Source organism: Sagittula sp. (genome assembly GCF_052825245.1).
Genome location: NZ_JBRBWD010000032.1, coordinates 178,719 through 201,434 on the forward strand (window position 1 = coordinate 178,719; position 22,716 = coordinate 201,434).

23 protein-coding genes are annotated in these 22,716 nt (G+C 66.9%); 9 read left to right on the forward strand and 14 right to left on the reverse strand.

Translation table 11 applies throughout. The annotated features are described in order from the left end of the window. The first annotated feature begins 17 nt into the window (after positions 1–17). The 4 genes from ACU0DV_RS11850 to ACU0DV_RS11865 are packed head-to-tail and all read left to right on the forward strand — an operon-like array spanning position 18 to position 4,752. The gene (locus ACU0DV_RS11850) at positions 18–917 is read left to right on the forward strand and encodes a dihydrodipicolinate synthase family protein (RefSeq protein WP_370313111.1); all 900 of its coding nucleotides are present in this window, start codon (positions 18–20) and stop codon (positions 915–917) included. Between the two features lie 9 nt (positions 918–926). Next, complete coding sequence (locus ACU0DV_RS11855) at positions 927–1,652, forward strand: ribonuclease activity regulator RraA (protein WP_446242639.1); 726 nt, start codon at positions 927–929, stop codon at positions 1,650–1,652. Further along, the gene (locus ACU0DV_RS11860; protein WP_446242638.1) at positions 1,649–3,202 is read left to right on the forward strand and encodes a UxaA family hydrolase; all 1,554 of its coding nucleotides are present in this window, start codon (positions 1,649–1,651) and stop codon (positions 3,200–3,202) included. The genes ACU0DV_RS11855 and ACU0DV_RS11860 overlap by 4 nt, the downstream gene beginning before the upstream one ends. Before the next feature lie 26 nt (positions 3,203–3,228). After that, positions 3,229–4,752, forward strand: coding sequence for an aldehyde dehydrogenase (NADP(+)) (locus ACU0DV_RS11865; RefSeq protein WP_283981366.1), 1,524 nt, complete (start codon positions 3,229–3,231; stop codon positions 4,750–4,752). 378 nt (positions 4,753–5,130) lie between these two features. Here ACU0DV_RS11865 and ACU0DV_RS11870 read toward each other — a convergent pair whose 3' ends face one another. From ACU0DV_RS11870 to ACU0DV_RS11910, 9 genes are all read right to left on the reverse strand, one after another. Continuing rightward, positions 5,131–5,619 carry a TIR domain-containing protein gene (locus tag ACU0DV_RS11870; RefSeq protein ID WP_446242637.1) on the reverse strand — a complete coding sequence of 163 codons (489 nt, stop codon included), beginning with the start codon at positions 5,617–5,619 and terminating at the stop codon, positions 5,131–5,133. A 42-nt stretch (positions 5,620–5,661) separates the two neighbouring features. Continuing rightward, entirely contained in the window at positions 5,662–6,864 is a 1,203-nt protein-coding gene (locus ACU0DV_RS11875) for a TIR domain-containing protein (RefSeq protein ID WP_446242636.1), read from the reverse strand. A 110-nt stretch (positions 6,865–6,974) separates the two neighbouring features. Further along, positions 6,975–7,850 carry a DUF4231 domain-containing protein gene (locus ACU0DV_RS11880; RefSeq protein WP_446242635.1) on the reverse strand — a complete coding sequence of 292 codons (876 nt, stop codon included), beginning with the start codon at positions 7,848–7,850 and terminating at the stop codon, positions 6,975–6,977. Beyond that, a complete protein-coding gene (locus ACU0DV_RS11885) occupies positions 7,847–8,242 on the reverse strand; it encodes a TIR domain-containing protein (protein ID WP_446242634.1) in 396 nt (131 codons plus the stop codon). The genes ACU0DV_RS11880 and ACU0DV_RS11885 overlap by 4 nt, the downstream gene beginning before the upstream one ends. Positions 8,243–8,783: 541 nt before the next feature. Further along, entirely contained in the window at positions 8,784–8,921 is a 138-nt protein-coding gene (cydX, locus tag ACU0DV_RS11890) for a cytochrome bd-I oxidase subunit CydX (RefSeq protein ID WP_446242633.1), read from the reverse strand. A 20-nt stretch (positions 8,922–8,941) separates the two neighbouring features. Further along, positions 8,942–10,105 (reverse strand): cytochrome d ubiquinol oxidase subunit II, encoded by a 1,164-nt coding sequence (gene cydB / locus ACU0DV_RS11895; RefSeq protein WP_446242632.1) that lies wholly within the window; start codon positions 10,103–10,105, stop codon positions 8,942–8,944. A 5-nt stretch (positions 10,106–10,110) separates the two neighbouring features. Next, on the reverse strand, positions 10,111–11,709 hold the full coding sequence (locus ACU0DV_RS11900; protein ID WP_446273546.1) for a cytochrome ubiquinol oxidase subunit I: 1,599 nt from the start codon (positions 11,707–11,709) through the stop codon (positions 10,111–10,113). Between the two features lie 163 nt (positions 11,710–11,872). Continuing rightward, positions 11,873–13,516 carry an amino acid ABC transporter ATP-binding/permease protein gene (locus ACU0DV_RS11905; RefSeq protein WP_446242631.1) on the reverse strand — a complete coding sequence of 548 codons (1,644 nt, stop codon included), beginning with the start codon at positions 13,514–13,516 and terminating at the stop codon, positions 11,873–11,875. Further along, positions 13,513–15,084 carry an ABC transporter ATP-binding protein/permease gene (locus tag ACU0DV_RS11910; protein WP_446242630.1) on the reverse strand — a complete coding sequence of 524 codons (1,572 nt, stop codon included), beginning with the start codon at positions 15,082–15,084 and terminating at the stop codon, positions 13,513–13,515. The genes ACU0DV_RS11905 and ACU0DV_RS11910 overlap by 4 nt, the downstream gene beginning before the upstream one ends. 130 nt (positions 15,085–15,214) lie before the next feature. Here ACU0DV_RS11910 and ACU0DV_RS11915 point away from each other — a divergent pair, with 130 nt between their 5' ends. After that, positions 15,215–15,715, forward strand: a complete 501-nt coding sequence (locus ACU0DV_RS11915; protein WP_446242629.1) for an RrF2 family transcriptional regulator — start codon at positions 15,215–15,217, stop codon at positions 15,713–15,715. Positions 15,716–15,750: 35 nt separating this feature from the next. On the opposite strand, the gene ACU0DV_RS11920 is transcribed toward ACU0DV_RS11915, so the two are convergent. Together ACU0DV_RS11920 and ACU0DV_RS11925 are read right to left on the reverse strand one after the other, a co-directional pair. Beyond that, positions 15,751–16,302, reverse strand: coding sequence for a hemerythrin domain-containing protein (locus ACU0DV_RS11920; protein ID WP_446242628.1), 552 nt, complete (start codon positions 16,300–16,302; stop codon positions 15,751–15,753). Between the two features lie 31 nt (positions 16,303–16,333). Beyond that, a complete protein-coding gene (locus tag ACU0DV_RS11925) occupies positions 16,334–16,747 on the reverse strand; it encodes a universal stress protein (protein WP_100928991.1) in 414 nt (137 codons plus the stop codon). A 286-nt stretch (positions 16,748–17,033) separates the two neighbouring features. Between ACU0DV_RS11925 and ACU0DV_RS11930 the strand changes: the two genes are divergently transcribed. Both ACU0DV_RS11930 and ACU0DV_RS11935 read left to right on the forward strand, forming a co-directional pair. Beyond that, the gene (locus ACU0DV_RS11930; protein WP_100928990.1) at positions 17,034–17,723 is read left to right on the forward strand and encodes a winged helix-turn-helix transcriptional regulator; all 690 of its coding nucleotides are present in this window, start codon (positions 17,034–17,036) and stop codon (positions 17,721–17,723) included. A 103-nt stretch (positions 17,724–17,826) separates the two neighbouring features. Next, complete coding sequence (locus ACU0DV_RS11935) at positions 17,827–19,155, forward strand: MFS transporter (protein ID WP_446242627.1); 1,329 nt, start codon at positions 17,827–17,829, stop codon at positions 19,153–19,155. A 24-nt stretch (positions 19,156–19,179) separates the two neighbouring features. On the opposite strand, the gene ACU0DV_RS11940 is transcribed toward ACU0DV_RS11935, so the two are convergent. Further along, the gene (locus ACU0DV_RS11940; RefSeq protein WP_283981373.1) at positions 19,180–19,497 is read right to left on the reverse strand and encodes an antibiotic biosynthesis monooxygenase family protein; all 318 of its coding nucleotides are present in this window, start codon (positions 19,495–19,497) and stop codon (positions 19,180–19,182) included. 189 nt (positions 19,498–19,686) lie between these two features. Here ACU0DV_RS11940 and ACU0DV_RS11945 point away from each other — a divergent pair, with 189 nt between their 5' ends. Continuing rightward, positions 19,687–20,394: a DUF484 family protein gene (locus tag ACU0DV_RS11945; protein ID WP_100928988.1), complete on the forward strand. Its 708-nt coding sequence runs from the start codon at positions 19,687–19,689 to the stop codon at positions 20,392–20,394. A gap of 146 nt (positions 20,395–20,540) precedes the next feature. Continuing rightward, entirely contained in the window at positions 20,541–21,467 is a 927-nt protein-coding gene (locus ACU0DV_RS11950) for a tyrosine recombinase XerC (protein ID WP_446242626.1), read from the forward strand. Between the two features lie 2 nt (positions 21,468–21,469). Here the strand turns inward: ACU0DV_RS11950 and ACU0DV_RS11955 are convergent, their stop codons facing one another. Both ACU0DV_RS11955 and ACU0DV_RS11960 read right to left on the reverse strand, forming a co-directional pair. After that, positions 21,470–22,057, reverse strand: coding sequence for a ferric reductase-like transmembrane domain-containing protein (locus tag ACU0DV_RS11955; protein WP_446242625.1), 588 nt, complete (start codon positions 22,055–22,057; stop codon positions 21,470–21,472). 13 nt (positions 22,058–22,070) lie between these two features. Beyond that, the gene (locus ACU0DV_RS11960; protein ID WP_283981376.1) at positions 22,071–22,565 is read right to left on the reverse strand and encodes a twin-arginine translocation pathway signal; all 495 of its coding nucleotides are present in this window, start codon (positions 22,563–22,565) and stop codon (positions 22,071–22,073) included. Positions 22,566–22,716 lie beyond the last annotated feature (151 nt).

The window sequence follows — 22,716 nt, forward strand, 5'->3', positions numbered from 1 at the left end:
GCTTCACGGAGAACCCCATGCCATCTGACCTCCACAAGAGCCTGACCGGCGTTTCCGGCATCCTCGTCACCCCCTTCGACGAGGCGGGCGAAATCGCCCCCGACCTGCAACGCCCCATCGTCGAGCGCGCCATAGAGGCGGGCGTTCACGTCCTGACTGCCAACGGCAACACCGGCGAGTTCTACGGCCTGACGCTGGAAGAGGCGCAGGCCATGGTCCATGCCGCGGGCCAACACATCGACGACCGCGTGCCCATGGTCGCAGGTGTCGGGCGCGGCGTGCGCGACGCGCAGGCGCTGGCCGAGGCGTCGGGGCTTGCCGGGGCCTCCGCCCTGATGATCCACCAGCCGCCCGATCCCTTCGTCTCGCCCCGTGGCCTCGTCCACTACGTCGAAGCGGTGCGCGAGGCCGGCGACGGCCTGCCCATCGTGCTTTACCTCCGCAACGACGCCATCGGCACCGAGGCGATCCGCGCCATGTGCCTGATCGACGGGGTGATCGGGGTCAAATGGGCCACCCCCAACCCGATGAAGCTGAAGGCCGCCATCGCCGCCTGCCCGGACGACATCGTCTGGACCGGCGGCCTGGCCGAGGTCTGGGCCCCCACCTTCTACGCCGTGGGCGCGCGCGGCTTCACCTCCGGGCTGATCAACGTCTGGCCGGAACGCTCCGTCGCGATCAACACCGCGCTCGAAGGCGGCGACTACGACGAGGCGCGCAGCCTGATCGCCGGGATGCAGGTGTTCGAGGACATCCGCGCCGAGGAACAGGGCGGCGCCAACGTGCCCGGCGTGAAGGCCGCGCTCCAGATGATGGGCGAGGACTGCGGCGCCGCCCGCCCGCCCGCCGCCTGGCCGCTCTCCGACAGCCAGCGCCAGCGGCTGGAAACCTTCATGACCGCCAACGGCCTGATCTGAGGACACCGCATGACCGACTTTCCGCTCAAACCCGACACCAAGGCGCAGCTCGAACGGGTCTCTGTCGCGACGCTGGCCACCGCGCTCTTCAAGCGCGGGCTGAAGAAGCAGGTGCTGCAGGACGTCCACCCGGTCGCGATGAAGGGACGCAACATGGTCGGCCCCGCCTTCACCCTGCGCTACATCCCCGCCCGCGAGGACCGCAACGGGATCGAGGTCTTCCGCAACCCCGACCACAAGCAGCGCGTCGCGGTCGAAACCTGCCCCGAGGGCCACGTGCTGGTGATGGACAGCCGCGGCGACGCCTCCATGGCCTCCGCCGGGGACATCCTCATCACCCGGCTGATGATGCGCGGCGGCGCGGGCATCGTGACGGACGGAGGCTTTCGTGACGCAATGAACATCGCGGGGCTGGAGATGCGCGCCTACCACCAGCGCCCCTCCTCGCCCACCAACCTCACCAACAACGAGGCGATCGAGATCAACGGCCCCATTGGCTGCGGCAACGTCGCGGTCTTTCCCGGCGACATCATGGTGGGCGACGACGACAGCGTGATCGTCATCCCCGCGCACCTCGCCGACGAGATCGCCGCCGAGGCGACCGAGATGACCTCCTACGAGGATTTCGCGCTGGAACAGGTAAAGGCCGGCGCGACCATCATCGGCCTCTATCCCTGCACCAAGGACGAGAACCGCCAGAAGTACGAGGACTGGCGGCAGAAGACCGGGCGATGACCGATACCCTGACAGCCAGCCCGGCGCACACAGTGCGCGGCCCCCTGATCCGCCTCGATGCGCAGGACAACACCGCCGTCGCGCGCGTGGCCATCGCCGCGGGCACCGACCTGGGCGACGGTCTGGTGGCGCTTTCGGACGTGCCCGCGGGCCACAAGGTCGCCACCCGGCACATCGCCCGTGGCGCGCCGGTGCTGAAATACGCCACGGTCATCGGCTTTGCGGGCGAGGACTGCCCGCCCGGCACCTACCTGCACGCCCACAACGTGCTGATGGACGAGGTGCAGAAGGACTACCGCTTTGCGCAGGACTACCGCGCCCCGGACCTGCTGCCGCCGGAACAGCGCGCCACCTTCCTCGGCTACGCACGGGGCGACGGCCGCGTCGGCACCCGCAACTACATCGGCGTCTTCATCACCGTGAACTGCGCCGCCACCGTCGCCCGCAAGGTCGCCACGCATTTCGACGAAGACCGGCTCGCGGACTTTCCCAACGTCGACGGCGTCGTGCCCTTCATCCACCAGCAGGGCTGCGGCATGGAAGGCACGGGCGAGGCGATGGACCTCCTGCACCGCACGCTGGCGGGCTACATCCGTCACCCCAACGTCGCGGGCGCGCTGGTCGTCTCGCTCGGCTGCGAACGCAACAACCTAGACCGCTTCTTCCGCGACACCGCGCTGGAAAGCGGCAAGATGCTGCACACCGTCCGCATGCAGGACGTGGGCGGCACCGCCGCCGCCATCGCCGAGGGCAAGGCCGCCATCCGCGCCATGCTGCCCGAAGCGAACGCCGCCACCCGCACGCCGCAGTCCGCCAAACACATCACCGTGGGCCTGCAATGCGGCGGCTCCGACGGGTTCTCCGGCCTCTCCGCCAACCCCGCGCTCGGCCGCGCCGTCGACCTCCTGACCCGCAACGGCGGCACCGCGATCCTGTCGGAATTCCCCGAACTCTACGGCATCGAACACACCCTGACCGCCCGCGCAAAGGACGAGGCCACGGGCCGCGCCATCCTCGACCGGATCAGGTGGTGGCTCGACTACACCGACGGCAAGGACGTGCAGATGCAGGGCGTCGTCGGCCCCGGAAACATGCAGGGCGGGCTCGCCAACGTCATCGAAAAGGCGCTGGGCGGCGCGAAAAAAGGCGGCTCCTCCGGCATTCAGGCGGTCTACCGCTACGCGGAGCCGGTGACCGCGCACGGGCTTGTCCTCATGGACACACCCGGTTACGACCCTGTCGCCGCCACCGGACAGATCGCGGGCGGCGCCAACCTGATCGCCTTCACCACCGGGCGGGGGTCGTGCTTCGGATCCTACCCCGCACCGACGATCAAACTGGCATCCAACACGCCGATGTACACGAAGATGCTCGGCGACATGGACATCAACTGCGGAACCGTGATTGATGGCGCCACCACGCTCGACGCCCTGGGTGAAACGATCTTTGCCCGCATCCTCGCCACCGCATCCGGCGAGGCCACGAAAAGCGAAGCCGCAGGCGTCGGCGCAGATGAATTTGCCCCATGGCCGATCGGAGTGACCGGCTGAGGCACCGACCACAAAGGGAGAGAACTATGCCCAAAGACACATTCACCCCCCACGGCAAGCACCTGATCGCAGGCGAATGGATTGCCTCCGACCAGACGTTCCAGTCCGAACCTGCCCACGGCCCGGCCCATGCCTATGCCGTCGGCACGCCCGACCTCGTGGACCGCGCCTGCGAGGCGGCGGAAGAAGCCTTCTGGACCTACGGCTACACCACCCGCGAGGAACGCGCCGCCTTCCTCAACGCCATCGCGGACGAGATCGAGGCCCGCGCCGACCAGATCACCGAGATCGGCACGCAGGAAACCGGCCTCCCCGAAGCACGCCTCCAGGGCGAGCGCGGCCGCACCACCGGCCAGCTCCGGCTGTTTGCCACGCACATCCAGAAGGGCGACTACCTCGACCGTCGCCATGACGAGGCCCTGCCCGACCGCCAGCCGCTGCCCCGCCCCGACCTGAAGATGGTGCAGCGCCCGATCGGCCCCGTGGCCGTCTTTGGCGCCTCGAATTTCCCGCTGGCCTTCTCCACCGCCGGGGGCGACACCGCCGCCGCGCTGGCCGCGGGCTGCCCGGTCGTGGTGAAGGGCCACTCCGCCCACCCCGGCACCGGCGAGATCGTGGCCGAGGCGATTCACGCCGCCATCGAGAAATGCGGCATGCCCAAGGGCGTGTTCTCCCTGATCCAGGGCGGCAAGCGCGACGTGGGCCAGTCCCTCGTCCAGCATCCGCTGATCAAGGCCGTGGGCTTCACCGGCTCGCTCGGCGGCGGTCGCGCGCTCTTCGACCTCTGCGCCCAGCGTCCCGAACCGATCCCCTTCTTCGGCGAGCTCGGCTCCGTAAACCCGATGTTCCTGCTGCCGGAGGCCGCCAAGGCCCGCGGCGCGCAGATCGGTGAAGGCTGGGCCGGGTCGCTGACCATGGGCGCGGGCCAGTTCTGCACCAACCCCGGCATCGCCGTGGTCGAGGCAGGCCCCGAGGGCGACGCCTTCGTGCAGGCCGCAGCCGAGGCGCTGAAGGGCGCCAGCAGCCAGTGCATGCTGACCGACGGCATCGCGCAGGCCTACAAGGACGGCAAGAAGCGGTTCGACGGCCGCAACGCCGTGCGCCCGGTGCTGGTCACCGACAGCGAAGGCCGCAACGCGCTGCCCAACCTCTACGAGACCGACGCCTCCGACTACCTGCAGGACCACGCCCTGGGCGAAGAGGTCTTCGGCCCGCTCGGCCTCGTGGTGCGCGTCACCGGCCCCGACGAGATGGAGACCCTGGCCAAGGGCTTCGAAGGCCAGCTTACCGCGACGCTGCACATGGACGACGGCGACACCGCGCTCGGCAAGCGCCTGATGCCCGTGCTGGAGCGCAAGGCAGGCCGCATCCTGGTGAACGGCTTCCCCACCGGGGTCGAAGTGGCCGACGCCATGGTCCACGGCGGCCCCTACCCGGCCTCCACGAACTTCGGCGCGACCTCCGTCGGCACCCTCTCCATCCGCCGCTTCCTGCGGCCGGTCTGCTACCAGAACATGCCCGACGCCCTCCTCCCCAGCGACCTCGGCTGAGACAGGGGGCCACGGGCGACACAAAGGGCCCCGGAGCGATCCGGGGCCTTTTTTTGTGTGGGAGCGGATCTCGACCGGCCAGAGTGTGCCTTGCCAAATACGGCCCAAACCGGACCTTCGCTTTACTTCCACGATGCCGCGATCGCAGCCCGTCTTGCGGTCATTCGCGGCAGAGGCAAAAAACTTCACACTCCTGTAGCTCGGGAACGCGGACACTCCCCACTCGCTACAAGGCAGTCGCAAAAGCTATTCGTGAAAAAAGCCGAGAATGACATTTTTTCCACGCACTGACGAGCCACATCCGCATCTGGAGCTTTATGCGGCGGTATCGTCAAGAACCCGTTGTTCGGCAAGCTTAACTTAGACAAACAGCATCATTCAGTCGAATCTTGAGTAATACCTCCATCCACCGTTGATTTCAGCCTTGCTCAATCTTCTAAATTCAATTGGCCAATTGGCCATCGTGAATTTAAGCGCTTCAAGTGTGTAAGGAATATGTACGACGCAGCCCTTGTCCCGAATGATTGCAGGGCATTGTGCGTCATCCTGCCCATTTTTCTTGTTTAAGTTGGCAGCTATTATCGGCAGCCCGAGCGCCAGTGCCAACTCCAATTCCCATCGAACAAATTTATACAAATTCTTAGTCTTTTCGCCGACCAGCACAACAACGGCTGCAGACTGCATCATTCTCTCTTTGAGCTTAGACTTAACATACTGCTCGTTTTGAGCGCGACTAGTCATCGTGTCCAAATCATGAGCGTTCTGGTATGAAAAGTCGATGTTCCGGTTCGCTTTCCAGCCATTCATGTAGCGGTAAGCCCAACCGTCATTATCGCCGTCGAATACAACGTATGCAGCGCCGGACATTTTTGTCTCCTCCAGTCTGTCTGCCTCGCTCACCAAAGGGTACTACCCCATGATTTCGTTCCAATCGACGTCGAAGCCAGCCTCTTTTAACTCTTTGCCTAGAGCTTGTTGCCATGCCCCGGCCCCATCAAGCTGAATATATACCACTCCACCAAAATCAGACGGAACCTCCACATCGCCTTGCTTGAAAACCGCCACACGTGAACGGCCCAGTTTTCCGACGAAGTAGCCTAACTCCAATATCACGTTTTGGCGGGCGCGCGGCTGCGTGCTTCCCCCCAGTGGTCCGCCCACATCATCAGGCGTCAATAAGACCACAGCAAATCCAACATCGCTATTGGCTTCGATCTTTTCGATCACTGTGCGATTCCCGCTTGCTTGCTCGTGCAGAATGATCGGTTCGAAATCGAGGCGCGAAAGAAGTCGCGCCATTTTCTCTTTGGCGGCTTCACTATGGCCATGAACAACAAAAACTTTACGTGCCGTCGATACAGTCCGTTCGGGGATGGTGGTTAACTCGACTATACCGGTCTCTTGTTTTACGTGGTCGATGAAGTCGCGACCAAATGGGACGAACACTTGCGCCACCATGCCTTGAAGTTCAGGTGTAATCTTTCGACCGCCGCTGTTGTAAAAGGTATGAGCGAAGTTGATGGCTCGATCAGGTTTGTCCGCGAACCAGTGCGCTAGAGCAATTGTCATGCCCAGTTCTTCGCGTGGGTCAACTGGCCAGTCTAGTTCCGCACTTCCAACCATACCACCTTGTGTGGCTTCTCCAGCGGCCAGCCATGCGTCCAAGTCGACCAGCTCTACTAGCTCATCCGACAATTCAATAACTTCATCAGACTTGAGCAGATTGGACAGTTTCTTGATGTGACGATCGAAAGTGTTCATGTCTGCCCATTTCAGGTCATCAATCGTGTTTTCGATCTTCCGAAAAATTGTACCGTCCATATGCTCACTTTCATCGCGTCTATCTGCGGCTATTGTCTGTGCTTTCGCAGCACGCTGTTCAATCTGTTTCTTCAAGTTGGCCTTAATGCCATCAGTCAACTCTTTAACCATTGGATTACGCGCATAGGTCGCCACACTTGCATCTACCGCGCCTTCCATCTTTGAGATGGCGGCATGAATGCTTCCAGGTTGGTTGGGATCGAATTCAACAGTCGTCAAACTGCCGTCGAGGCGCGCAAGCGCCTTTTGTGCCTGATCAAGTTCCTTAAGGAGTTTGTTCAACCCCTGCATTACCACCTCCAGCACTCGTCCAACGGGCTTGTTTTTTGGCGTGATCAGAAAGCTGCTACTCTTGCTGTTCTATTTCTGCCAGCGGAAGCACAAACTTGTTGTTGATGAATCTAGCTTGCATCTCGTCTAGCGACCCACTGTGTATGTTCCCTCGAAAACGCCAGCTCCGCTTCATTGATGAAGTCAGAAAGCTCCTCCTCTGACGTCACTGACTCTGAGTTGCCGCGAATGATCCCGATCTCGTGGGCTGTGAGGTTGTAACTCGCCATCAGCTCGCCGTGCCGTTTCATTTGCAGCCAGCCAAGGGCTGAGGTCACAACGACAATCAGAGGATCGAATGCTAGCGTTGCCTGAGGTAGACCAAGCTGCTCTGCGTTAAGCGTAATCGCTGCAACGATATACAGGACGATGGTGGCCGCGACCCAGAACATGAGAGCATTCTTATTTGCTTTCGATTTCTTTGAATACCACGTCCGCTGATTATCAATTCTGTTTTTCACGTAGTAATCCATCCGCTGATCAAGCGGCAATTTCCTGATCTCTACCATCGAGTCGGTGACCTGTTCAGTCACCGATGTTTCAAGGTTCGCTGCAATATATCTGTTGGCTTGCAAGATATCCCTTAGGAGGTTTCTGAAATTGGCCTTTGGAATCTCAATGCTGCTCGTATCCTCAAATGGATGCGCCCGCATTGAAAACCGCCATGTCGATGTCTTAACCGACTCCGCAAGCGCGCGGCAGCGATACCAGTCCTGATCCAGCCGCTTGAATATTTTGAACACGAAAAGACCCGCCAGCACGACCAACAGCAACGTAGTGATGAGCGGGTTAATCCCGGTCATCCCACGCGTGGCACTTGCAACGCTAACGCAGAACAGCAGGAAGTATTCGAGCCTAATCGTTCGCAGGAAGCGACTCTGCGCTTTGATCGAGCCATTGTTCGCGCTGTCGTATAGCGCCGGGTATTTAAGATCGGGAGCGCTCAAGTGATCTGCCTTATGCCTGCAACGATCGAGTCCGAGTTCCAGTTCACCACCAAATCAGATGCCTGAGCAACCGCAAGCGGCATGACATGCGCTCCCCGCGGGCGCACACCAAGCACTGGTTTGTTGATGCTATTTGCGAAGTCCATCTCGAACTTGATCCAATCACTGTGGTTGGCCCACATCCCCCCGATGATGATCACACAGTTGACCGGACGAATTTGACCGCGCAGTTCTTCTTCCATCTTGTACCGCGCCATAGGTCCAAAAGCCTTGGTTTCTGGCACGGAGTAATTGGTAAAGTTGAAATACGGGCGATTATTAAGCAGGTTCACCATAGCATTGTAGCGTTCGCTGTATGACCACGAGTGGCTGATGAAGAGCCGAGTCGACATTTAGTACCTTTCACTCAACGAGATCCCAATGAGTTGTTACCATGAGGCGAACTAAAGGGGAACATGTGATTGTGCATCCTTGCTGGTTGAAGCGCTCATAGCAAGCACGATCACCGAACAGCTTGCCAACTGTTTTGAATTCGCAAACGAAGGCACGAAGATGGGACCCCGGACCCGTCGGCCTACCGGGTGCGAATTTGCCCCAACTATTTCGGATCGATTGGCCCCCTGAACTTGCACATCTCTCAGTTTGCCCGCTTGCGCCGAAGCGAGCCCCGAAGTGACCGTTGTGATCTCGATTGTGCGTGAACGTCTGCTATCGAAATGCCAGGGAATTTCTTTGGCACCAGCAGCGAACTTCCGCTTTCCGCCCTTTCCGGATGAGGCAAGGCAGCCGAAACTGCGAACGCTTCCTGAGAGGCGGAGAAATCTGCACGGACGGCATTTCGAACAAACGCACCGGCCGGTCCGATCTCCCCCCGCACCCGATACCAAAAGGCCCCGGATCACCCCGGGGCCTTTTCCACGTCACGACGCAGCCTCACCGCGTCGCTTCGTCCTCCTCGCGGTCCGCGTCCTCGGCGGTCCATGCGTCGGAACGCAGTTCGAGCCACATCGCGTTCATCACCGCGAACAGCGCGGCCAGGGGCAGGCCCAGAAGCCAAGCGAAATACCACATATCCCGTCTCCTTTCGTCGATCAGTAGAGCGCGTCGGAATTGCCGGTCACGTCGTCCTCGGTGACCTTGCCCCAGAGCACCCGGTAGACCCACGCGGTGTACACCAGGATCAGCGGCATGAAGATCACCGCGCAGACCAGCATGATGAACAGCGTCAGGTGCGAGGACGAGGCGTCCCACACTGTCAGAGAGCTGTCCGGGTCCACGGTGGACGGCAGGATGAACGGGAACATCGTCAGCCCGACGCTGGAGATGATGCCGAGGATGCCCAGCTTCGACGCCAGCAGCGTCGTCACCTCGCGCCCCGCTTTCAGCCCCATGACCGCCAGCGCGATCCCGGCAAAGCCCATAAGCGGCGCCACGGCGATCCACGGACGCTCCGCATAGGCCGAGAGCCACGAACCACCGCGCACCACCTCGCTCAGAAGCGGGTTCGACGGGCCGTCCGTCACCGCCTCTCCGGCAAAGGCGAACCCGTCGACGCCCACCGCCAGCCACAGCCCGGCCAGCGCATAGCCGCCCGCGGCGACCATCCCGGCGGTCACGCCGATGGCGCGGGCCCGGTCCTTCACCGCGCCCTCCGCCTTCACCGACAGCCAGGCCGCGCCGTGCATCAGCAGCATGGCCATCGACACCACGCCCGCCAGCAGCGCGAAGGGGCGCAGCAGGCCCACGAACTTGCCCAGCATCGACCCGTCGTACATCGGCATCAGGTCCTGCGTCAGGTGGAAGGGCACACCCAGAAGCACGTTGCCCACCGCCACGCCGAACAGCGTCGCCGGCACCGCGCCACCCGCGAACAGCGCCCAGTCCCAGCGTTCCCGCCAGGCCGGGTCCTCGCGCTTGGAGCGGTACTTGAACGCCACCGGGCGCACGATCAGCGCGGCGAGGATCACGAACATCGCGATGTAGAACCCGCTGAACGACACGGCATAAAGCGGCGGCCACGCGGCAAAGATCGCGCCGCCGCCCAGGATGAACCACACCTGGTTGCCTTCCCACACCGGGCCGACCGTGTTGATGACGACCCGGCGTTCCACGTCGGTCTTCGCCACGAAGGGCAAAAGCGCGCCCACGCCCATGTCGAAGCCGTCCGTCAGGGCAAAGCCGATCAGCAGCACCCCCAGAAGGCCCCACCAGATGACGCGCAGCGTCTCGAGATCTATCAGGTCCGAAAGGATCATGTCGCTTACTCCGCCGGGGACACGACGCCGCGCGAACGCAACCGCGCCTCGTGCCGCCGTTTCCAGTCTTCGGTCTCCGCAACGTCCTGGAACGGACCCTTGCGGATGTATTTCACCATCAGGCTCACCTCGATCACGAAGAGCACCGTGTAGAACAGGATGAAGCCTGCCAGCGTGAACAAAACATCAGCCACGCTGAGGTGCGACACCGACATCGCCGTGGGCAGCACGCCCGAGACGGTCCAGGGCTGGCGGCCGAACTCCGCCACGAACCAGCCCATCTCGGCGGCGATCCACGGCATCGGGATCCACGCGACCGCGCCCCACAGCGCCCACCGCGGGAAGGTCATCCGCCGGAAGGACGCGCGCCAGAAGAAATACGCCGTCAGCAGGATGAAGCTGAAGCCGAGGCCCACCATGATCCGGAACGCCCAGAACAGCGGCGCGACGCCCGGCACGGTGTCCCATGCCGCCTGGTCGATCTGCTCCTCCGTGGCGTCGCGCGGGTCGTCGACGTAGCGCTTCAGCAGGAAGGCATAGCCAAGGTCCATGGAGTTCTGCTCGAACACGAAGCGCGCCTCGGGCGGGACATCCCCGCGGTTCTCGCGCACGGTCATCAGCGCGTCGTAGGCGATGATGCCGCGGCGCACGCGCTCCTTGTTCTCGGCCACCAGATCCTTGATGCCCGGGATCTCCTCCGTCAGGCTGCGGGTGCCGATCAGGCCCATCAGCCAGGGGATCTCCACCGCGTAATGTGTCTCGCGCGCTTCCTGGTCGGGCAGGCCCACCAGGGTGAAGGGCGCGGGCGCCTCGTGCGTCTCCCACATCGCCTCGAGGGAGGCGAGCTTCATCTTCTGCACCTGCCCGGCGGAATAGCCCGACTCGTCGCCCAGAACGACCACCGACAGCGCCGAGGCGAGGCCAAAGGCCGAGGCGACCGCGATCGACCGCCGCGCGAGGTCGGTGAACCGGCCCTGCAGCAGGTAAAGCGCCGACACCCCCAGCACGAAGAGCGAGGCGGTCACGTAGCCCGCACTCACCGTATGCACGAACTTCGACTGCGCCACCTCGTTGAAGATCACCTCGAAAAAGTCGGTCATCTCCATGCGCATGGTCTCGGGGTTGAACTCCGCGCCGACCGGGTTGTTCATCCAGCCGTTGGCGATCAGGATCCACAGCGCCGAGATGTTGGACCCGATGGCCACCAGCCAGGCGACGACGCAATGCGCGACCTTCGACAGCTTGTCCCAGCCGAAGAAGAACAGCCCGACGAACGTGGCCTCAAGGAAGAAGGCCATCATCCCCTCGATGGCCAGCGGCGCGCCGAACACGTCGCCCACGTAGTGCGAATAATACGACCAGTTCATGCCGAACTGGAATTCCATCGTGATGCCCGTCGCGACGCCCAGCACGAAGTTGATGCCGAACAGCGTACCCCAGAACTTCGTCATTTGCCGCCAGATCGGACGGTTCGTCATGACGTAGACGGTCTCCATGATGGCGACGATGATCGACAACCCCAGCGTGAGCGGCACGAAGAGGAAGTGATACATGGCCGTCAAAGCGAATTGCAGGCGCGACAGCTCGACCAGTCCGATCTCCATGAGAGAGCTCCTTGGTGTTTATTTCCGCATCCGGGATGCGGAATTCGTGGCGCTTATATATTCCACATTCGCGATACGAAATTGACACAGGTCAAATTCCGCATCACGGTTACGACATTAGCCCACTCGCCCGGGAGGGGAATGTCACAGATTGGCGCGGGTCTCAGGACGCGGGCGGACGCAGCGTCACCACCCGGTCGGCGCCCGCGATCTCGGCCTGTCGGTGGGCCGCCAGCAGGATCGCCGCATCGGGCAACGCCGCGCGCAGACCGGCCATGACACGCTCGGCCGTCGCGCGGTCCAGACCCTCTGTGGGTTCGTCCAGCAGCAGCACCTCGGGCCGCCGCAGCAGCGCACGGGCCAGCACCAGCCGCCGCGCCTCGCCGCCCGACAGGCCCGCGCCGTGGAACCCCAGCGGCGCGTCCAGCCCGCCCTTGCCTGCGACGACATGGCTCAGCGCCACCGCCTCCAGCGCCGCCGTCAGGTCCGCCTCCGTGGCCTCCGGCGCCGCCAGCCGCAGGTTCTCCGCCACGGTTCCGGCGATCAGCGCGTGGCGCTGCGGGACCATCGCGACCGTCCGGCGCAACGCGCGCTCCGGAACCGCCGAAACATCCGTCCCGCCCAGCGTCACCCGTCCGCCAACCGGCGCCAGCACCCCCGCCGCCATCAGGAGGAGCGTGCTCTTGCCGCTGCCGCTCGGCCCGGTCAGGGCCACCGTCTCGCCCGCAGCGACCCGCAGCGACACCGGCGCGAACAGCGCCCGCCCCTGCCCCTGCGCGAATGTCACGTCCTCCAGGACCAGCACCCCGGACGGCGCCACACCCCCGGCCTCCTCCGGCACATCCAGCGCCGGCGCCACCCGCCGCGCGGCAGAGATCATGCGCCCGACCTCCGCCAGCGCCCGCCGGACCGGGGCCACCGTCTCGCCCAGCGCCAGCGCCGCCAGCGTCCCGACCGCCACCTCCGGCGCGCCGATCTCTCCGGCCCGCGCCAGCGTCGCACCAAGGCCAAGCGCCCCGCCGACCACCAGCGTGCCGATCAGGTCGAGGCCGAAACCCATGCGTCGCTCCACCCGGTCGACCTCCGCCCGCGCCGCCGCATGGCACGTGACCGCGCCGCGCACCGCCTCTGCCGCGCGGCCAAGCTGCCCGAAGACCGCCAGGTCCTCGCGCGCGCCCACCATGTCCACAAGCCGCGACCGCATCGCCTGCATCGCCGCCTCCGCCCGGCGTGCGGGGCGCCGCGCCAGCCGCGCCCCGAACAGGAACACCAGCGTCGGCCCCACGAGATACCCGCAGGCGACCCACAGCCCGACCCACGGGTGCACCAGCCAGGCCAGCACCAGCCCGCTCGCAAGGATCACCGCGCCGCCCGCCAGCCCCGGCAGCAGCAGCCGCAGCATCACCCCGTCCAGCGCGTCGATATCGGCCACCAGCCGGTTCAGCACGGCCCGCGCCCGCAGCCGCTCCAGCCGCCGCCAGGGCGCCGCGACCAGCCCCTGCATCAGCCGCACCCGCAGCCGCGACAGGGCGCGCAGGGTGGCGTCATGGGTCAGCACCCGCTCGCCATAGCGTGCCGCCGTCCGCCCCAGCGCCAGCAGCCGCACCATAGCCGAGGGCACGAAGACGTTGAACAGCGCGCCCGTGCCAGCCAGACCGGCGACCGCCGCCGCGGTGATGAACCACCCCGACACGCCCAGCAGCGCCACGCCCATGACCAGCACCAGCACGGTCAGCGCAAAGCTCCTGAGCACCGCCCGGACCTCTCCGGCCACAAGCGGCCCGACGATGCGCCACAACGCCCTCATGACCCGGCCTCCAGCGTCACGATCCGGTCCATGCGCGCCGCAAGCCCCACGTCGTGTGTCGCCACGATCAGCGTGCCGCCCGCCTGCGCGAAGGACAGCAAAGCGCCCGCCACCGCCTCTGCCGTCGCCTTGTCGAGGTCCGCGGTCGGCTCGTCCGCCAGCAGCGCGCCCCGGCCGGCCATCAGCGCGCGGGCCAGCGTCACGCGCCGCGCCTCGCCGCCCGACAGGCCCGCGCCGCGTTCGCCCAGCACGGTCAGCGCGCCGCGCGGCAGGGCCGCCAGCACCTCCGCCAGTTGCGCCCGCGCCACCACGTCCCGCGGCACCTCCGCGCCAAAACCCACGTTGTACCGCAGCGACCGGTCGAGGAAATGCGGCGCCTGCGGCATCCAGCCCAGCCCCGCACGCCAGCCGTCGATGACCTCCGGCAGGGGGCGTCCGCCGACAAGCACTTCGCCCGCCGAAGGCCGCTCAAGCCCCGCCAGCACGCGCAGCAGCGTCGTCTTGCCTGCACCGCTCGGGCCCATGACGGCCACGCTTTCGCCCGGGGCCACCTCCATCTCCGGCAGCGCGATGCCCCGCGCCACCACGCCGCGCAGCGACAGCGGCCCGGCGGGCGGCACCTGCTCACCGCCGCGCATCAGCTCCGGCCGGGTCTCGGCGCGCCACGCGGTCAGCTCCGCCTCCACCGCCTCGGCCGCGGCCTTGTCGTGCCACGCGGCAGCAAGGTCGCGCAGCGGCTGGAAGAACTCCGGCGCCAGCAGCAGCAGCCAGATGCCCGCCGCCGGGGACAGCGCGCCGCCCCAGGTGCCCCAGCCGATCACGCCCAGCAGGTGAAAGCCGGTCCAGACCGCCACCATCGCCACGCCCAGCGCCGCGAAGAGCTCAAGCACGGTGGAGGACAGGAAGGCGATGCGCAGCACCGCCATGGTCCGCGCCCGCAACCCTTCGGAGGACGCCGCGAAGCCGCTCACCACCGGCCCGCCCGCTCCGACCAGCCGCAGGTCGGCCAGCGCCGACAGCCGGTCCACCAGCAGGTCGCTCAGGTCGCCGATCTCCACCATCTGGCGCGCGCTGGCCTCTTTCGCCGCCCAGCCGACCAGCGCCATGAAGACCGGGATCAGCGGCCCCGACATCAGGAAGATCAGCGCCACGGCCCAGGACTGCGACACGGCAATGGCGAGGATCAGCAGGGGGACGACCATGGCGCGCAGCCGGGCGGGGCGGTAGCGCATGAGGTAGGGGCGCAGCGCCTCCAGCTTTTCCGCCAGAAGCGCGGCCAGCGCCCCCGGTCCGCCCAGGCCCGAGGGCGCGGCGGCCTTCGCCTCCACCGCCACGATCTCGGCCCGGGCGGCGCCGATGCGGGCCTCCGCCAGCGCCGAAAGCTGCGCCTGCGCCACCTGTTCGAGGGCCGCGCGCAGCACGCCCAGCGCCACGAAGCCGCCCGCCATGCCCCAGACCGGCAGCGCGCCGGTCCCGGCCAGCAGGTCGGCCAGCAGCGCCGCCAGCAGCCACGCCTGCACCGGCCACACCAGCGCCTGCGCCAGCGAGGCCACCTGTCCGTTCTGCATCGTCACCCTCCGTCCGCGGCATTCCGCTCCGCCCCGTGCCGTGGCCCGGGACCGCGCCGCGCGCCCTGATCTGGATCAAGGTTATTCCGCACCGCGGATGCAAGAAAGACGCCCAGCCAGAGGAGCGGCCATGCGTCTCACCACACGAACCAACCTTGCCGCACGTGTCCTGATGTTCTGCGCCGTCAATCCCGGCACGCGGGTCCGCAGCGCCGAGATCGCCGCCGCCTGCAATGCCTCCGCCAACCACATAGCCCGCGTGGTGCAGCAGTTGCAGGCCGAGGGCTTCCTCGACACCCAGCGCGGGCGCGCCGGGGGGCTGCAACTGGCCCGGCCGCCGGCGGCCATCTCCATCGGCACGGTCTTCCGCCTGTTCGAGACCGAGATCCCCTTTGCCGAATGCTTCGACCCGGCGTCCAACACCTGTCCGCTGACCGGCGCCTGCCGCCTGCGCGGCTTCCTGACCCGCGCGCTCGACGCCTTCTATCATGAGCTCGACCGCGTGACGCTCGACGACCTGACGCGCGGCAATTGCGGGCTTGAGCAGCTCCTGGCGCTGGCCCCGGCGCTTGCGGGGGCCTGCGACGGCACGGATATGGCAACCGCACCCGTCCCGCGCATCCGTTCGTAGGGCGGGGCTTTGCGCCGCCTCCCCCAGCCTGCCGCTCAGTGCAGTCCGTCGGGTCCGTGCTTCAGGATCACCGGCACGATCAGGTCTTCCTCGTCGGCGAGGTGCCGGCGCAGCAGCGTCTCGAAGCCGATCACGTCCTCTCGGAAGGTCCCGGCCTCGCGCTGGCCGCGCAGCACGCCATTCGCACCATCGGCGAATCGCGCGATCAGCCCGTCCATCGCGTGGTGGTCGCGGTCGAGGATCTCGAACCCCCGGTCCAGCCGCGCCTCGCGCGCCTTCAGCACCGGGAAGTAATGCATGTCCTCGATCTGGTGGTGGCCGTGCAGGTTCTGCACCAGCATCCCGCCGTAGCGGCTCAGCCGGGCCTGCATCTCGCGCGGGTCCATCCGGCCGTCGACCACGCCCTCCGCATCGGTCCGCATCACCTCGCAGAGCTGGCGGAACATCTCGTGCCGGTCCAGCCAGAAGGCCACCAGCCCGGCAAAGTTGGGGTGCGCCTGCCAGTCGGCACGCGGGAACGCCTCCAGAAGCACCCTCAGCGCCTCCGGCAGCCCGTCCCGTTCCGTCAGATCGTAAAGCTTGTCCATACGCGCACATCTGGGCGCGCAGGGGTCCTTGTCAACGCACCACGTGCACAGCACAGGTCACATGACGCACAACATGCGCCGCGACCGAGCCGATCAGCAGGTCCTGCATCCCCGGCCGGTGCGAGGCCATGACCACAAGGTCCACGCCGTGATCCTCCACCCAGTCGACGATGGACCGCCCCGCGTGGCCGGTGATCACGGCAGGCACGCCGCCCGGCACCTCCTCGGTCAGATGCGCGATCTCCTCCGCGATCCGCTGCCGCGCCTCGGCGAGATAACCCGCCGGCAGGTAGCCCTCGATGTAGCCCGGCACCTCCTCGACCACGTGCAGCACGGTGATCGTCGCGTCCTCGCCCGCCAGCCGCCGCGCCACCTCCAGCACCTTCGGGACCGCGGGTCCCCCCGCCTGGTCGAGCGCGACCGGAACCAGAATGTTGTGATACATGGAAAGGCCTCCTGCCCCGCCGCCCGTCCGCCGGGCCGGCTCTCGGGCTCATCCTGCGCCCGGCCGCCGCGACCCGCCTTGATTCAGGTCATGCCGCGCCCGCGCCGGAAAGCGGCCACAATACGCACACATTGCACACGTAACCCGTTAAGCAGGTGACAGAACGCACCTCCCTCCGCGCCCGGCCGCCAAAACGGCTCCTCCCGTGCGCGCACCGACTGCCATGTGCGTGGCCCGCTCCGGGCCTGCCGCAGCGGACACGCTCCCGATCAGAGTGAGGAGACCGATGCGTTACCTGATTGCCGAAACCGACTGGACCTTGATGACCCTCGCCGCCGAGCTTGCCGCGAACGGCACGCTGATGACGCGCACCGACCGGATCGAGGACATCCCCCACTTCATGCGCCATGGCGAGGCCGACCTGCTGATCGTCGCCGCCGACCAGCTCGGGCCGCGCGGCCTGTCGCTCGCCGCGATCCGCCGTGCCGCGCCGGACATGCCGGTGGCCCTCGTGACGCCCAGGCCCACGCCGGAACAGATCGCCGCGCTGCTCGACGGCGGCGCCGACTGCGTGCTCGATTCGGCCCGCCCCGCCGAGGAGAACGTCGTCACCCTGCAGGCCGTCGCCCGCCGGTCGCGCGGGCTGGGCCGTCCGCAGATCCTCCACGGCCCGCTGCGCATCGACCTGCTGACCCGCAAGGCCTACCTGCTGGCCTGCCCGATCAAGCTCTCGCCGAAGCTCTACGAGCTGCTCGAATACCTCGCGCTGCGGCCGGGGCGGCTGGTCACGCGGTCGGAACTGCTGTCCCACATCTACGGGCTTGAGAACGAGCCCGACGCCCGGGTCTTCGACGTCTATGTCTGCAACCTGCGCGCCTGCCTCGCGGCGGCGGACGGGGCGGTGGACATCGAAACCGTGCGCGGCTCCGGCTTCCGATTTGCCGCCGCCGACCTCGTCACCCCGATCGCGGCCTGATCCCCGCCTGATCGGGAAGACCCTTGGCCGGGGTCGTGAAACGACGCCGCAAGGACGCAGATCCCCGATGATCCGGACCCCGGCCCTGTGCTAGGGTCCGGACATGCTGAGCGTCCTCGCCCACCCCGTCTACAGCCGCCTTTTCACCGCGCAGGTCATCGCCCTGCTCGGCACCGGGCTGATGACCGTGGCGCTCGGCCTTCTGGCCTACGACCTTGCCGGGGACCGCGCCGGGGCCGTGCTGGGCACCGCGCTCGCCATCAAGATGATCGCCTACGTGGGCCTTGCTCCGCTGGCCAACGCCGCCGCCGAACGCCTGCCCCGCAAGGCCGTGCTGATCGGCGCCGACCTCCTGCGCGCCGCCGTGGCGCTGGCGCTGCCCTTCATCGACGCGGTCTGGCAGGTCTATGTCCTGATCTTCGTGCTTCAGGCCGCATCCGCCACCTTCACCCCCGCCTTCCAGGCGCTGATCCCCGACATCCTGCCGGAAGAGGCCGACTATACCCGCGCCCTCTCGCTGTCGCGGCTGGCCTATGACCTCGAAAACCTCGTCAGCCCGATCATCGCGGGCCTATTGCTGCTGGTCATGAGCTACCACGGCCTTTTCGCGGGCACAGTGGCGGGTTTCCTCGCCTCTGCGCTGCTCGTCGGCGTCACGCCGCTGCCCGCGCGCGGCGAGACCGCCCGCCGCAGTTTTGCCGACCGGCTGACCCGGGGCGCGCGCATCTACCTCGCCACGCCGCGGCTGCGCGGGCTTCTGGCGCTGAACCTCGCGGCGGCGGCGGGCGGCGCCTTCGTCATCGTCAACACCGTGGTGATCGTCCGCGCCGCCTATGCCGGGACAGAGGCCGACGTGGCCTATGCGCTCGCCGCCTTCGGCGCGGGCTCGATGCTGACCGCGCTGGCCCTGCCGCGCCTGCTCGACCGGCTGGCAGACCGGCCGGTGATGATGACGGCGGCGACGCTTCTGGCGGCGGTCACGCTGGGCCACGGCCTCTGGCGCCTGACCGGCGGCGCCGTGCCCTGGGCCGCCCTCCTCGCGCTCTGGGCGGTGAACGGGATGCTCTACTCCGCGATCCTGACACCTTCGGGGCGGCTTTTGCGCCGGTCCTCCGCGTCCGGCGACCGGCCCGCGCTGTTCGCCGCGCAATTCGCGCTGTCCCACGCCTGCTGGCTGCTGACCTACCCGCTGGCGGGATGGGTCGGCGACGCCTTCGGCATGACCCCGGCGCTTCTGCTGCTGGGCGGGCTGGCGGCCGCAGGCGTGCTGACAGGCGCACGGGTCTGGCCCGCAGGCGACCCGTCCGAACTGGCGCACGACCACCCGGACCTGCCGCCCGATCATCCGCACCTGAAGGCCTTCGGTCACAAGCGGCACCGGCACGTCTTCGTCATCGACGACGAACACCGCGCCTGGCCCTCCCACGGCTGACCCGGCCCGCCGCTGCGGCAAAGGTCAGAACGTCGCCGCCACCTCGTAAAGCACCGGCTCGAAGCTGCGGCAGAGCGTGTTGAACCGCTTGTTGTGCGCGCGCATCTCCTCCGACCGCAGCATCTTGAGAAAGTCCTCGCGGTGCCGCCACTGGGAATAGTTGGCGATCCGCGTCTGCGCGTCGTTGACGTGCAGCGCCGCCGCAACGAACCCCGGCTGCTTCGAGATGAAGCCGGCATAGGCCTCCTTCAGGGCGTCCAGCAGGTCCTCGCAATTGCCGGGGCTGGTCTCGAACGTGGTGATGACCGTCTGGCGGTCGGTGGTCTGTCTGATCTCGGGCATGGGTGTGGTCCTCCTGCCCCCAGCTTTGCACAGCACGCGCCGTGTCCCAAGTGTCCCGTCACCCGGTTAACACCCCGGATTATCCCTTAAAATCTTGACAGCGGCGGCGCCCTTGGGACACAAAACCCGCAATCCATCAAAACCGGCGCGGCAAACGCGCCACGGGCAGCATCACGGGACAGGCACAGCATGAGCAGCATTGCACGAATCGAGGAGTCGCTCCGCGAGACGATCATTTCGCGGCCCGACATGATCCTCGACGACAAGGATCTCATGCACGCCCTGATCGCGGCGAACGAACGGGCCATGGGCGGCAACATCGTCGACCTGCGCGGCATCGCGATGGAACGGCTCGAGGCCCGGCTCGACCGGCTCGAGGACACGCACCGCTCCGTCATCGCCGCCGCCTACGAGAACCTCGCAGGCACCAACCAGATCCACCGCGCGATCCTGCGCATGCTCGACCCGCTGGAATTCGAGCCCTTCCTGAAGGACCTCGGCGGCGAGGTCGCGCAGATCCTGCGCGTCGACGTCATCAAGCTGGTCCTCGAAAGCAAGCAGAACGACCGCGAGCCGGTGATCCGCCGCCTGGGCGAGGTGCTGTCGGTCGCCGAACCCGGCTTTGTCGAGGATTTCATCGCCTCGGGCCGCGAGGCACCGATCCGCGCGGTCACGCTCCGCCAGGTCAGCCACGGCGACGGCCGGGTCTACGGCACCCGGGCAGAGTTCATCCGGTCCGAAGCCTGCCTGAAACTCGACTTCGGCCCCGGCCGCCTGCCCGGCCTCTTGGTCATGGGTTCCGAGGACCCGCACCAGTTCACGCCGCAGCAGGGCACCGACCTGCTCGCGTTCTTCGCGGGCGTCTTCGAACGCTCCATGCGGCGCTGGCTGAACTGACCGCACCACGGGCGCCCACCGCCCGCAATACCACTGTCGGGCGTATACCGCCCGCAATACCACCGCGGGCGCACACCGCCCGCACGACCACAGGCGCTGCCAGCCTGACCACAGTACCCCGGGGGACAGATGCGAAAGGCAGCGCCATGACGCTCGAGATTTCACCCGCCGCCCGCACCGCGCTCGCCGACTGGCTCGAACACGCCAAGGCGCTGCGCGATGCCTCCGACAACACGATCACCGCCTACCGCGCGGATGTCGTCGACTTCATCGCCTTCCTCACCCAGCACCACGCGGAACCGCAGGGCCTCGCCCCGCTGGCGCGCGTCACCACCGCCGACATGCGCGCATGGATGGCCCACCTGCGGCGCACCCAGATCAGTTCGCGCTCCATGGCGCGCAAGCTCTCGGCGGTAAAGACCTTCTACCGCTGGCTCTCGGAACGCGAGGGGTTCGAACCGACCGCCGTGCTCGCCACCCGCGCACCGAAGTTCCAGAAGAAGCTACCCCGCCCGCTGTCCGAGGACGCCGCCCGCGCCATGATCGACACGGTGGAACTTCAGTCCACAACAAGCTGGCAGGGCGCCCGAGACGCCGCTGTGGTCACGCTGCTCTACGGCTGCGGCCTGCGGATCTCCGAAGCGCTCTCGCTCACCGGGCGCCACCTGCCGCTGACCGACAGCCTGCGCATCGTCGGCAAGGGCAACAAGGAACGCATCGTCCCGGTCCTGCCCGTCGCCCGCCGCGCGGTCGAGACCTACCTCAGCCTCTGCCCCTATCCGCCGGAACGGGACCTCGCGCTGTTCCGGGGCGCACGTGGCGGCCCGCTGAACCCGCGCCAGATCGCCAAGGTCACCGAACAGGCCCGGATGCAGCTTGGCCTGCCCGCCACGGCCACGCCGCACGCCATGCGCCACAGCTTTGCCACGCACCTGCTGCACGCGGGCGGCGACCTGCGCGCGATCCAGGAACTGCTGGGCCACGCCAGCCTCTCGACCACGCAGGCCTATACCGCCGTCGATCAGGTCCACCTGATGAAGATCTACGATGCCTGCCATCCCAAGGCGGGCTGACCCTAGCGCGCCACCAGCCGCCACACCCGAAGCCGGATCAGCACCCGCAGCAGCACCGCCACGGTGACGGCGCACAGCGCCACCTTCGACAGGGTGCCCATGGTCCCCTCGATAAGCAGGGCGTGCACGACGCTGCCCGTGACGATCGCCACCGCCAGCGCCGAATGGCCCAGCCGCCAGCCCCGCGCGCTCAGCCGGTCGCGCAGTAGCGCCAGAACCGCCGTGGCGAACAGCGCCCACATCGCCACCACGCCCCAGGGCGAAAACGGCGTGGGCGAGGTGAAGGTCAGCGCATCCACCATGTCCGGCGGCGAGGTCACCCACAGCCCGCCCACGTGGATCAATACGGCCACCAGCAGCGCGGCACCCGTCCAGCGGTGCACCCGCCGCCCCGCCTGCATCCGCACGCCGGGCAGCAGACCGCCCGCCAGCAACGGCTGGGCCAGCACCAGCAGCATCGCCACGATCCCGGCAAAGCCCGCGGCGATGTAGACCGGTTGTCGCCACTGAAGCAGCGGGCTGAACGCCGCCTCGAGGATCGCGGCCACGGCGATCATGCCCAGCCCGCCCCAGATCAGGTATCGTATCATGGAAAGGCGCGCGTCACGCCGGTTGCAGCACGAAGTCGGCGGTCAGGCTCGTCTCCTCTGCGCTGCGCATCACCGGCCGCAGGAACACCGTCTCGAAATCGCCGCTGTCATAGGCGAGGTGCCCGTGCGGCTGGCCGAAGGCCGGCACGATCTGCGGCATGTCCATCCGGAACACGCCGTTTTCGTCGGTCAGCGTGGCGCCGTGGCTTTGGGGGTCGCGCTCGTGCCCTTCGGTGGTGTGTGCCCAGATCTGGATGCGCACGCCCTTCAGCGGCGCGCCGTCCCCGGCCCGGCGCACCGTGCCGGACATCAGGAAACCGCCCCCGCCGATCCGCTCGACTATGGGCGCGCCGGGACGATAGTTGTTCGCCCCGCCCCGCATCGACGGGGTCGGCGCGACACCCGCCGCGCGGGCGGGCACGCTCAGGCCGGACAGCAGTCCGGCGGCTCCGGTCAGGATCAGGCTGCGGCGGGTCATCGGGCCGAAGGCCCTGGGGCGGGGGGTCATGGCGGTGCCTCCTGTCGGTCGGTGCGGCCGCGCGGCAGACGCGCGGCCCGCGTGTGTCACCTCTGCAAGGGAGTATGGGTCATTCCGCGCCGAAGGGAACGGGTCCCGCGCCGATCCAACGCCATCGTGAAGGTGGCGTGGCCCGCGCCTT